Origin of the sequence: Paenibacillus sp. UNC451MF, from assembly GCF_000686845.1 — a bacterium.
In the GTDB taxonomy this organism is placed as follows: domain Bacteria; phylum Bacillota; class Bacilli; order Paenibacillales; family NBRC-103111; genus Paenibacillus_S.
In genome coordinates this window covers 258,962-270,760 of the sequence record NZ_JMLS01000012.1, presented here as the reverse complement: position 1 = coordinate 270,760, position 11,799 = coordinate 258,962, and the positions used below count along the sequence as shown (strand labels likewise).

General features: G+C 44.8%; 11 protein-coding genes and 3 pseudogenes. All 14 read right to left on the bottom strand.

Annotated features, from left to right (window positions below; genetic code table 11):
• Positions 1-187 (bottom strand): annotated as a pseudogene (locus BP97_RS0115175) (IS110 family transposase); the annotation flags it as partial.
• Positions 188-329: 142 nt separating this feature from the next.
• Positions 330-458: pseudogene (locus BP97_RS40685) on the bottom strand (TetR-like C-terminal domain-containing protein); the annotation flags it as partial.
• Positions 459-466: 8 nt separating this feature from the next.
• Positions 467-693: pseudogene (locus BP97_RS36395) on the bottom strand (hypothetical protein); the annotation flags it as partial.
• A gap of 170 nt (positions 694-863) precedes the next feature.
• Positions 864-1,982, bottom strand: coding sequence for an efflux RND transporter periplasmic adaptor subunit (locus tag BP97_RS0115165; protein ID WP_028549863.1), 1,119 nt, complete (start codon positions 1,980-1,982; stop codon positions 864-866).
• A 21-nt stretch (positions 1,983-2,003) separates the two neighbouring features.
• Positions 2,004-2,873 carry a carbohydrate ABC transporter permease gene (locus BP97_RS0115160; RefSeq protein ID WP_028549862.1) on the bottom strand — a complete coding sequence of 290 codons (870 nt, stop codon included), beginning with the start codon at positions 2,871-2,873 and terminating at the stop codon, positions 2,004-2,006.
• Positions 2,874-2,891: 18 nt separating this feature from the next.
• Complete coding sequence (locus tag BP97_RS0115155) at positions 2,892-3,794, bottom strand: carbohydrate ABC transporter permease (RefSeq protein ID WP_051620605.1); 903 nt, start codon at positions 3,792-3,794, stop codon at positions 2,892-2,894.
• 40 nt (positions 3,795-3,834) lie between these two features.
• Complete coding sequence (locus BP97_RS0115150) at positions 3,835-5,310, bottom strand: ABC transporter substrate-binding protein (RefSeq protein ID WP_028549860.1); 1,476 nt, start codon at positions 5,308-5,310, stop codon at positions 3,835-3,837.
• Positions 5,311-5,524: 214 nt separating this feature from the next.
• On the bottom strand, positions 5,525-6,271 hold the full coding sequence (locus BP97_RS0115145) for a hypothetical protein (protein WP_028549859.1): 747 nt from the start codon (positions 6,269-6,271) through the stop codon (positions 5,525-5,527).
• On the bottom strand, positions 6,268-7,710 hold the full coding sequence (locus BP97_RS0115140; RefSeq protein ID WP_028549858.1) for a sensor histidine kinase: 1,443 nt from the start codon (positions 7,708-7,710) through the stop codon (positions 6,268-6,270). Before BP97_RS0115140 ends, BP97_RS0115145 begins: the two co-directional genes overlap by 4 nt.
• A gap of 3 nt (positions 7,711-7,713) precedes the next feature.
• Entirely contained in the window at positions 7,714-8,370 is a 657-nt protein-coding gene (locus BP97_RS0115135; protein WP_028549857.1) for a response regulator transcription factor, read from the bottom strand.
• Positions 8,371-8,795: 425 nt separating this feature from the next.
• A complete protein-coding gene (locus BP97_RS36390; protein WP_051620603.1) occupies positions 8,796-9,224 on the bottom strand; it encodes an NUDIX hydrolase in 429 nt (142 codons plus the stop codon).
• A 242-nt stretch (positions 9,225-9,466) separates the two neighbouring features.
• Positions 9,467-10,513, bottom strand: a complete 1,047-nt coding sequence (locus BP97_RS0115125) for a hypothetical protein (protein WP_028549856.1) — start codon at positions 10,511-10,513, stop codon at positions 9,467-9,469.
• Positions 10,479-11,006, bottom strand: coding sequence for an RNA polymerase sigma factor (locus BP97_RS0115120; RefSeq protein ID WP_028549855.1), 528 nt, complete (start codon positions 11,004-11,006; stop codon positions 10,479-10,481). The genes BP97_RS0115125 and BP97_RS0115120 overlap by 35 nt, the downstream gene beginning before the upstream one ends.
• 639 nt (positions 11,007-11,645) lie before the next feature.
• Entirely contained in the window at positions 11,646-11,798 is a 153-nt protein-coding gene (locus BP97_RS40210; protein WP_156043223.1) for a hypothetical protein, read from the bottom strand.
• Position 11,799 lies beyond the last annotated feature (1 nt).

Below are 11,799 nucleotides of genomic sequence, written 5' to 3'. Positions count from 1 at the left end.
GTTGCAGTTTTTCGAATCCCTCAATTGTATTTTTAAAAGAAAGATGTTTACTGGAAAGCACAATGCCACGAAAATTCGTAGCTTGAGCTACATGGACTTCTTTTGCCATATCGATGCCTACAACAAGATGGGAAGTGGTAATTCGTTCTATGCGTTGATTTTGTCCGTCTGATTGCTTAAACTTCATAACAAGAGCGCCTCCTTGATGGTGTTGGGTTTCGAACCCGTGGACAAACCCATCATACCGAGGCGCTCCTTTTTTGACAAAGCCCATTTCTTAGGCTATACAGGAATGTTTAGTTGAACGTTGATGGCGAATGACCATGGCATCACACAACTCTTTCTAATAAAATCCCCACTTGCTTAGCCATTGCTTCAGGCGGGCAGGGCATTCCGTTTGTAATCCACCATTCAACCGCCCCTACATAAGTCGTCCCCATAAACCGCAACATGACCTCTTTCGTTTGCCTCCAGCCAAAGGTGTCTCGACAGAAAAATCGCGGCGGTTACGAATACAGTCCCTGGCTAGTTTAAGGGCTTTGCCTGCTGATACTTTCCGACTATCCAGATGATTCGAATCGATTGCTCTGGCAACGCGTCCAGATCGATGTTAACAATAATTCCCAACCGATCGATAATTAAGTTTCGAATCGTACTTTTTCCGCTTCCGTTGTTCCCGGCGAAAACGTACATGATCGAAGTCGGTTCAATCACGCGGATCTTTCTGGTCGGTTACCGGAACAATTTCACCGTTACTGTATTCCTTAACGATTTGACCGCCGGTAGACTTATATACAATATATGTCTCTTTGGCCTTGGCATCCAGTTTAGCGCGATAATGTTGGCACTTTTGTGTCGGATGTCTACATGCGAATCTTGTTTCCCTCCTGCAAGGGTTCACTGCTCTCTATAATGATAGATTCCTGATCAAACAGTCCGCCGGTGACGGCAGATTGCGACGCATTGGCATCATCAACCGTGATATAAACTTTACGTACATAAAAGGCATTGCCGAGCGGCCCGTCCTTTTGCTCAATGCCAAATACATATTTCTTGCCACCTTCATCATGAATGGCCGCATTAGGTACGAGCACCACATCCTCCAGCGTTTGGGTCAGATCAACCTGGGCTGCTTCACCTTCCTTAGCAGCAGGGTCTTGAATGGAGAGGATAAGCTTCTTCATGGGAACCGTGGAATTCCCAGTTGCACTTTTACCGATATCAGAATTCACAGGTTCACCATCCTGAATGCTTTCGATCTGCCCCTTCATTTGTCTGGCTTCCTTTCCAATCACTTGCACATCCAGCTCATCCCCGGCCTTGAGCAGGGTAACTGCCGGAGCTGGCAATGATAGCTCTAACATCAAGCCCAGATTTCGATTAGAAATCATCACATCCGGTCCGCTGGAAGGAAAGCCTTCCATTGCGTTAACTTTGGTAATTATTCCCGCAAAGGGGGCGACCAACTCCGAATTCTCCTTTAGGCTGTCCTGCAGTTTCTGAATGCGCCGATGCTGGGTCTCGATATCAATCTCATGACTTTCATAGGCGGTTGTTGCGTCATTGATTGTTATTTCATTCCCGCCTTTCATGGCCTCCATTAAGGCATATTGCAAACTGCCCGTCGACAGCTTTAATTTGGCTAGACTTCCTTGTTCATCCTGAATCTGCTGTTTGATGTCCTTGCTGTCATAAGTGATCAGCGTCTGCCCTTTTTGCACCACATCGCCTTTCTTGACCGCCAACTTCTTCACTTTCCAGCCAGAGGTACTGCTTAGTTCAGTCTCCGCTTTCCATTTCATAACGCCGGTGCTCTGAAATTCGTGACTCAGCACGCCACGGCTCACCGTGAGAAGCGCTACCTTCGGCAAGGTTAACGACATTAACGTATTGCTGAACAAGGTGAATAAGATCAGCAGCCCAAGAAACACGCCTGCGATTACAGCGATTGTTTTCTTGCGCCCTGCATGTTGGACTTCCAATGTGATCACCCCGTGAATGAACTACCCTTTAATGCCCGATAATTGAATGCCTTCAATAAAATACGATTCCGCATATAAAAACAGCAATACCATGGGAGCCATATACAACACCGATGCAGCGAACGCCACGCCGCGTGCCCCCTCATTAATTCGTGACAAGTATAAGGACAACGGCTGTTTAAAGACATCCTCTAGAAAGATCAGCGGCTGCTCTACCATGTTCCAGTTATCCACGAACAGCAGTACCGTCAAGGCCGCCATGCCCGGCTTGATAAGCGGTAGCATGATCGAGTAGAATATCCTCAACTGTCCGGCCCCGTCCATCTTGGCTGCCTCAAGGTAAGAATACGGAATATGCAGCATGAACTGCCTCAACATAAACACACCGAACGCACTGAATATTCCCGGCAAAATGATCGCAGCAGTACTGTTCATCAGCCCCAGCTTGTCCGCAATAATGTAATTGGGGACAAGCGTCACCTGAAACGGCATCAGCATCGTCATTAAGTACACGATGAACAGCTTCTCCCTTCCCCAGAAGCGGAGCTTGGTAAAGGCATAGGCTGCCAGTGAAGCTACAACTACCTGCCCGATGATGATCGGCAGCACCATAAAGACAGAATTCCAGAACATGTGCAGGAAGAGCGGTTTATGCACCAGCACTTCCCCATATTGGCTCAAAGAAACCCAGTCGGGAATCAGCTTCAGGTTAATAAAACCGTTCTTCTCACCTGCTGCAACGTTGACCATTTTCCCAATAAGATGATAATTATAGTCAATTTCGCTCTCCGTCATTAAAGAGTTCGAGAATGTAATTAGGATTGGCAACAGCATCACCAACGCGAAAATACTCATTACTACCGTCAACGCTACTTTGCGAAACAAAACCATTATACCCACAATCCTTCCTTATTCCATAAAGCTCCGGAAGCGGCGTTCCATCATCAGCATGACGCTTGCGAAGAGGAGGATACCGGCTACCATGAGCGTAGCTGCCGCCGTCAGCTTTTGCACATCCAGTGACATGAACATGTTGTTCATGTAATGCTGAAGCATGTAAATGCGATCATGCGGATAATCGCCAGCAATCAGGTATGTTTCCCGGAACACTTTGAAGGAGTTTATGATCGACATCAGGACCACAAAGAACATCGTTGGCGTCAAATAGACCCATGTGATATGCAGCCACTTATGCAGCCCACTCGCGCCTTCTATATCCGCAGTCTCATAATAATCCTTCGGAATACTTTGCAGACCTGCGAGAAATAAAATAATGTTGTAGCCGATGTTCTTCCATATATACACCACCACCAATACCACCATGGACCACTCCGACTTCATCCAATCAATCCGTCCCATGTGCAAATGTTGCAGCCATGCATTCAGGGTTCCATTCCAATCAAACAGGATTTGCCACATCATCACGATCGAGGCAACCGGAACCACCATCGGCAGTACAAAAGCAGTCTGGAGCCAGTTCCGAATAAACAATCTCCGGTTGAGCAAATGCGCAAAGCAAAGGGACAGCGCAATAATGAGCGGAACGCTTACTCCCGTAAAGAGCAGCGTGTTGGCGGCCGCCTTGCTGAACGAGCCACTGGATAGCACCGCCTGATAGTTGTCGGGACCTACAAAAGTACCGTCTATGGTGTTATCCTGGAAGGAGTAGAGCAGCCCCGTGGCAAACGGAATGAGATAAAATACGGAAAATCCGATCAAGCTAGGTGCTAGGAAAAGAACCGCAGCCATCCAATCTTTGCGTAGCAGCCTGATTCCTCTGATCCCCTTGATCCCCTCACGTTTTCCTGTCATCTGTCGCTCCTCCTTCCCTTGCTGCTACTCATTCAGATAGCTACTCATTCAGACAAGTAGTTACTCTGTTCTGAATGAGCTTGGCTACTTCGTCAGCCGACTTCTGACCGGTGAAAAAAGCCTGTGCCTCCGCGGTGATGATCTCGTCAATCTTGGAGGGCTTGAATTGTGGCGTGTACGTCGCCCCGTTCAGGAATTTGTCCAAATCATCAATATCCTGCTGTGTGATTTTGAAGCTCTTGCCTTTCATCGGCCCGATCGGTTGATCAGACTGGATGGACCCTTTTTGAACCAACGCTTGCGCTTTTTTCGCATAAGAGGCTTTATTCAGCGGAAATCCGGTACCGTCGGGTTTACTCTGCATTTCATCCGACAGCAGAAACTTCACAAAATCCCACGCCTCGGCTTTTACAGTTGAACGCTCATTCAGCCCAATCGTCTGGTAGGTTCGGAAGGAACCACCCGGATGCTGCGGATCGGCATTTGGACTCAAATAAAGCTTCGAGGTATAGGCATTGCCACCAGTAATGAATTCACTTTTCCGCAACTCCTCGATATAAACCTTTGGTGAGTTGATCTGAGCGGTGTGGAACAACGGGAAGCGCGCATTTGCATCGACTACTTTTTTAACGAACAACGTTTTTACCAGTTGAAGTAGGTTGGTAAAGTCGCTGGATACAAAATTGGCGCTCCTCTGCTCCAGATTGATGAAGGTTGCATATCGTTCATTCACAAATTGCGTGGTCATATACTCCGGCGTGCTTCTGCCCAAAGCATACTGGTGGTCCTTGTCGGCTCCTTTAGTCATAGCCTGGGCTGTCGTGATGAACTGCTCCCAATTCCACTTGCTGTCATCGAATGTCACGCCACTCTTCTTAATAGCATCTTCATTGCCCACCAGACCATAGATAAAGAACCCGATTGGCAAGCCGTACATTCCACTGTTAACCTTTATCCCTTCCAGAATGTTAGTGAAATACTGTTCTTTTTTAAATTCAGGGTCATGGTCCATGATGTCGCCAAGATTGGCCAGCATCTTTCGCTTCACATAGTCGCCAGACGGCAACTGATCCATCTCGATTAAATCGGGCCCTTGACCCGAGAGCATCGCCGTGCCCATTGTTTTCACAAATTTCTCCAGGTTCTCTTCCAAATGCGCATCATCCGTCTCAACCGATCTCAGATCAATTGTAATGTTAGGGTGCTTGGCTTCATATTTTTTCTTAGCTTCTTTAAAGTAATCACTCGGGAAAAAGGTAGAGAACACCACGGTTTTCTTCTCCGTAGTGGAGGGTGCGCCCAAGCCTCCCGGCTGACCTGATGAGGACGCCGATTGATCCGTTGACTGCTGCCCCGCCTTCACTTCACCAGCGCCGCCGGAGTTACTGTTCCCTGCACTGCTGGCTCCCCCATTATTTCCTTCGGCGCTACCCTTAGGATTTCCAGTACCAGCACTGCAAGCAGAAATGCTTAATACGAACATCGCTGTCAATATCATCAGCATGACTTTTTTCATAACGTATACTTCCTTCCGTTTCTTTGATAGTGTTCTTGGCTCCCCTTTGCCGGGTACTTTAACAGTATAGAGAGCGGATATATCAAAAGTGAGATAGAGTTATATAGAAGTTGTAAAGTTTGAAGCGCGGGTGGCAGCACGCAAAAAAAAGGCTGATTCCAAGCCATATTCATGACTTTGAACCAACCTTCTATATAGATTAAGTTTAATCCCTCTACAGTTTGGAATTATAACTTAGCAGGGCCATGACATCCTTGCTGAAGCCTACGACTGCATTACTGCTGTAATTAACCACGACACAATACTTCAGGGTCTTGTTATCCTTGCTCGTATAATACAGCTCCACATTGGAACCCCAACGGGTCATATCGAGCTGCAGGGTTAACTCAGTCAATGGATAGCTTCCATGTTCTTCTACAAAATGATCGGTAAGATCAAATACCTTTTTTTCCGAATAGCGCGACATAGCTCTGCTTTCCCGGTAGGAACGCAGAATTTTTAACACGTCGCCATTCTTGGCATTTAATACAATATCATAAGACTCTTCAGGAACCTCCGACGACGTCAATGTCACATAATACAGTCCGCCGGTAATAGCTTGGATATCACTGGTGAACTGCATTCTTTGCTGGGACATGCCTTCCACGACCACCGGTCCGGCAACCTGACTGGTCTCTTTCAGCAGCTCCTTGAGCTTGTTCTGATCAACAGCCATAATCTCGAACTGCACATGATCCAGGGCCAGCTTTTTGTTCAAAAATTTGTCCACCGCTTGTACGCTCAGTGTCTTCACCGCATCCTGGGACAGAACCCCTTCGTACTCGATCTCACTGTTCTTATGCTCCTGCACTATTTTTTTGATCATCACGGTATCCTTGGGAATACTGTTGAACCAGCCTTGGCATCCTGTCAACAGCACCAGTGTAGCCGAGTACAGCAAAAGCATCATATATTTTCTCATGAACGTAACTCGCTTTCCGCAACATACTTCGACGCAAAGACAACTTCCACCGTTGTCCCTTGCTGCACAACACTGTTTACCTGTATGACAGCACCGTGTATAACGGCAACATTTTGACAGATCGCCAGACCCAGACCTGCGCCGTTACTGCTTCTTGTCCTGGATTTATCCGCCATAAAGAAGGGCTCGAATATTTTGTCCTGATCCTCCTCGCCAATTCCGATACCCTGATCAATGACGGCAAGAATATAATTCCCGCCCCGCCAATACGCACACAGTGTAATCGTCTGTTCCGGCGATGAGGCTTTGAGCGCATTATCCACGAGATTGAAAATCAGCACCTTGATTAGATCGTGTTCCAGGGGCAGCTCTCCTTTTTCACAATCCAGCACAATCCCCACGTTTTTCTCCTTAGCCATGATCTCAAGCGCGGGCTTTATCTCCGTAATAATCTCGCCGAGATCCCGCAATTCCATCCGAATCTGTTCCTTCTGTAACAAAATCAAATCCATCAGCTTCAGTGATAGCGACTCCAGCCGCTTCCCTTCGGAATAAATTACATTCAGACCGTCCACGAACAGCTCTTCGTTGTATTTGGTCGTCCGCAAAAAATTGGCATACCCGATAATCGAGGTCAGTGGCGTTTTTAGCTCATGCGTAAAATTATTGATAAACCGTTGCTTTCCCTCGTTATTACGCTCCAACTCGTTGATTTTATCTTCGACAACCTCCGCCATCTCATTGAAATTAGACCCCAGAATACCGATCTCATCCCTTGATTTCAGTGTGACGCGCTCCGAGAAATCCCCCTGGGCAATGACTTTCGCTGTGCGACTCAGGCGGTCAATGGATCTTGTCAGCCCTCTGCTCACGAAGAACATAATCACCATAAACAAAAGACAGGCTGTTAGATCGACTTTGGCAAAAAAGCTGTACTGGTCTATCCGGTCCTGATATACCGCGGTAACATCTTTCATATAGGTGAATACATATTTTTTATGATTAATATCTGTAATGTTCGACGTAAAAAGAATCGTCCGGGCATCAATCTCCCGTAGAATAGAATGAATGCTGTCCTCATCCAGATTATCCAGTTCGCTCCGTGCCACGGGCATTGGGAAATCGGAGTTATTAAACACCGTACGCTGCGAATCATCCGTAATATCCATATAAACACCTTGATCACTGTTCTTATCCACAAATTCATTGGCAATACGCGTCAGGACCGTCTTCTCATAATCAATCGAATCATAGATTCTCAGAATCGGCACGATGGCATCCACGCTGGAATGAATGCTGATGTTCTGGCTTAGAGCCACGTTAATTGCCTGTCCCAGCATCTTGTTGTGGCTGCGTTCAATTACCAAAATGGAAGCAATGTTAAAGATAATGACAAACACGAGAATCGAGAACAGATATATTTTCTGCCAAAACTTCATCCATCAGTCCTCCAGCCGGTACCCGATTTTGTAGATCGTCTTGATCTGCTCCTGCAAACCTAGCTTCTTGCGCAGCGATTTGATATGCATGTCCACCGTTCGGGTCTCTCCGTAATAATCGCCGCCCCATACTTTATCCAGGAATTGTTCCCGCGTCAGGGCGATATTCTTGTTCTTGAGCAGGACCACCAGCAGATCATACTCCTTCGGTGTCAGCTCCACTGGCGAGCCTTGGATCACGACTTCTCTTTTATCAAGATCCACTTGGACATGCTGAAATTCCACCACTCTGTCTTCATGACCATATCTGCGCAGCACTGTCTCTATACGGGCCAGTAGCTCGATCGCTTCAAAGGGCTTGACCATATAATCATCAGCACCCAGCTTCAGACCGTTCACTTTATCGTAGACCGAGTTTTTCGCCGTCAAAAAGATTACAGGGGTGCCGTGAGGCTTGATTCTCTCCATCAGCTCAAAACCATCCAGATGGGGAATCATCACATCCAGCAAAATAAGATCGAACTTCTCTCTCTTGAGCATCTCGAATGCCGCCAGACCATCATACACCTCGGTGGTGGCATAATTCATGAGGTTCAGATTCATCTTGATTATTTTGGATATATGAACATCGTCTTCAACGATCAGTATCTTCTTATTCATCCGTATCATTCTCCTGAACAATCATATAGTCGTAATTCTTCATGATTATATATGATTAGGAAAGCAATTGCACAGCAACAAGCCGCTTCCCTAGTAGGCAAGCGGCTTATGCGTTTCTCGCTTAAGCGTGTACGTCGTCATGGTCCGTTCCTGTAATGATCTCATGCCAATCCTTGATATCCTGTTCCAGCGGTTCCGATATCTCTTTACATCGCAAGGGTATCCTTACCCAGTGGCAAGTGAACCGGCGGTGTCTTTCAAAAAAACAGTCAAAACACGAAAATAAAGTGTTAGACTGTTTCTTGTTTATTGCGCTAAAGTACCCGTTAGTGGAACTGAAAAGAGCTAAAGGTTTCAACGATCGGAATGGTATTTACACGGTGTTTTAAATAGAACTTGATGGCGGCACAGTCGATGTTAATAAACTACAACGGATCGTTATGCATCCGTTCAACCACCTCGTCTACGCTGACCCAGCGGGGATTTTTCGTTTGGTCGCCTTCTTTGAGCAATTCGCCTTCCACCCTGCAAATAAAGTAGTAACCGACCGAATCGATCCCGCCTTTAATGGTCTGGTATGCGGTAAATGGCCTAACACATTCGACAACAATATTAGGATTGATCCAATTCGTATCAATACGCGTATCTTCACCTTCAATTGACGTGACATTGAGACCGGTTTCTTCCTTCACTTCGCGGCGCAAGGCGGTTAACAACGACTCGAACTGTTCCACCCTGCCTCCCGGCAGCTCCAGCTGTTTCGGTTCATTCGGTTTGTTGCGAGTTTGGATAATAATTTCAGTTTTCCCTTCGCGTTCACGCTCTACAATGGCACGGGCATTGACAAAAAACAATTGCACTCACTCATTTTTAAAATAATGGCAATTACTTGTATAAAATTTCTTTATACTTGATAATTTTCCTGCATTTCCATTGAAGATAACTGCCCGTTATTTCAACGAACAGGAGCAGGTCGCCATGGCGCCTGCTCCTGTTCTTATGATTATACTATCGTTCGCCGTTAGCAATGACATGAGGTTCATTTTGTTCTCTCGTTCTTTACCCGCCTACGCCATAGGGGCGAGTTTTCAAACAATCAGTCCATCGGAATGACCGTACCAAAAAATTCGACAGACTTTATTTCTTTATCATTTATAATAGGAGTAAATGGTTTTACGATCGTTATGGTGTTAGTTATGAGGTCTCCTGATGACATCCCCTTAAAAACAGCCGTTGTCTCGGATGTTCCATCTTTGTAATGTATGGTGATCGGATAATGATCCGCATACTCGTTTAATCCTATTTCCCGCGAGGAGCGACTGGCCGCCTCAGAAATCTCTTTTGTATGCGTACTGTCTACTTTTATTGTAACGGAAATCGGCGAGATGGAAATGGATGATAGTGTTGCTTCGTAGTTATATAATGATATGCCCTGATGTATCTGATATGTTGTTGAGATATCCTTATAATCCAAATTGAATTTGATTTTCCATGAACCTAAATTTATTTTTTCAAATATATCGGGATATACATCAGCCGCCTCTAAATTACTAAGCAGCAAAGTAACAGGGCTTCCTACAATTGTTCTATCCTTCGTTAGATAATTCATCATTAAACTGATCTTATTATCGTTGGGATTCTCATCGTCCAATAAGGTGTAACCGGTTGAGGAGCTATTTGATCGAAATTTATCAAAACTTAAGTGTGTCTCAAAACGATACCTTTTTGCATCTAGAACTGTACGTTCCGGCGCGGTGAAGTCCATTAAGATGTAAATCAAATTGCTGTCGCCGATAATTTGCTTAACTTCAAGCGTTCCATTCTCGTTTACCTCTTTCACGTTGACTAAATGAGCGCCGTTTTCCAAGTACACCTCTTGCTCGCTATTCGTCGGGTTTAGAAAGTTCAAAAATTTTATATCGAGGCCCATATAACTTGCTGCAAAAGCAGTTGTCGTTATCAAACAGATCATGACCGCTGCTGCTAGCATAGCGGATCTTACATGTCTCCAAGATATAGGAATTCTTTTCTCCACGGTTTCGGATTCAATTTTTACAATCATTTCATGTAATAGTTTGTCCTTATGTTCCTTATTAGGCTTTATGGTTTCAAATATTCCCTTGAACTGGTTTTCCGTCAACATATATCCCTCCCAAAACAGCCTTCAGGCGTGTGCGTCCTTTTGATAATTGCGTTTGCAATGTACTCTCTTTTCGATCTAACAGTTTTGATATTTCTTTTACGGAATAATCCTCAACATAATAAAGGTACAAAACCGTTCTGTATTTTTCAGGAAGCCGAAGCAATTTCTCGAGTATATCCCTCTGCTGATCATCGTTATCCCAGTACGTTTTTTCCGGCAAAACGTCTATATCGACCCGGCGAGATCTCCACCAGCTTTTTAATACGTCTTTACAGGTATTTTTGGTCGTCACAATAAGCCATGCTTTTTCATGCTCGCGGTCATGAAAGGCTTTATTGTGTTTGAATAGCTTCAAAAATATAGATTGAACAGCATCATCCGCATCAGTCGTATTTTTCAAAAGGATGAAGCAAAATCTGTAAACCATATCAATATTCCGCTCATAAACTTCAGCAAATTCACTATTTGTGCGCGTTAAAGATTGATTGTTCATTTATTCACCTCCTATATATAACACGAACGATAATTCGAAAATATCTCATAAAAAAAATTTTTTGAATTGTAAAATCGTTAACTTATTTTGATGTCTCTTGACTACAACAATATTCCAAGACTTCTGTACTTCCTTACTTCAATGGACAAAAAAAAGAACTGCCGGCGGGGGCAAGTTCCCTCAAGTACCGTTTCCCAATAGCTTAATGAGAAATGGGACCTCATGTACTTAGTCCTAGTTTATCAATGAGAAAATCGCCTTGTTCGATTTTCAAAAACTTCTTTTCAAGACTAAACTCCCATCCATTTTCAATCGCATATCTTATTAAACGTTCGCAATTCCTTGGCCTATGTGGATTGAAGTGCCAGCTACCTTCCCATGTAAATAAGACTTCAAAATATGAGGTTTTGGATGAATATACCTTAAAGTTCACAAATTTATTACTAGGGATTTCATTAATAACACAGTGGAATTGAGAACCACTTACCAGTATCTTTTTAGCTCTCTTGCAGAATGTCTTCCCCATTGACCCTCCTGAATACGATAGTTTTCAAGCATGACGAGTCATCCTGTTATTTTGAAAGTATAGCACATATTGGAACTATCCTGCCCGTTACTTCATTAAACATCAAAAAGGAGCTAGCCTTTCAGCAGCTCCACGCTATCGTACCCGTTAGCGTAATCACACAGGCTGATAACACACATCATTTCCACCAGCACGTGAAGTATCTCGTCACACAGATCTCTTTTTAGCAGTTGTGTATGCCGACCGATCATTGTGAAATCGTCCAAC

Bases quoted from the DNA above. Each gene is read 5' to 3' on its own strand.
- BP97_RS0115145 (WP_028549859.1), bottom strand. From the start codon at position 6,271: ATGAGAAAATATATGATGCTTTTGCTGTACTCGGCTACACTGGTGCTG.
- BP97_RS0115150 (WP_028549860.1), bottom strand. From the start codon at position 5,310: ATGAAAAAAGTCATGCTGATGATATTGACAGCGATGTTCGTATTAAGC.
- BP97_RS0115120 (WP_028549855.1), bottom strand. From the start codon at position 11,006: ATGAACAATCAATCTTTAACGCGCACAAATAGTGAATTTGCTGAAGTT.
- BP97_RS0115125 (WP_028549856.1), bottom strand. From the start codon at position 10,513: ATGTTGACGGAAAACCAGTTCAAGGGAATATTTGAAACCATAAAGCCT.
- BP97_RS0115140 (WP_028549858.1), bottom strand. From the start codon at position 7,710: ATGAAGTTTTGGCAGAAAATATATCTGTTCTCGATTCTCGTGTTTGTC.
- BP97_RS0115160 (WP_028549862.1), bottom strand. From the start codon at position 2,873: ATGGTTTTGTTTCGCAAAGTAGCGTTGACGGTAGTAATGAGTATTTTC.
- BP97_RS0115155 (WP_051620605.1), bottom strand. From the start codon at position 3,794: ATGACAGGAAAACGTGAGGGGATCAAGGGGATCAGAGGAATCAGGCTG.
- BP97_RS0115135 (WP_028549857.1), bottom strand. From the start codon at position 8,370: ATGAATAAGAAGATACTGATCGTTGAAGACGATGTTCATATATCCAAA.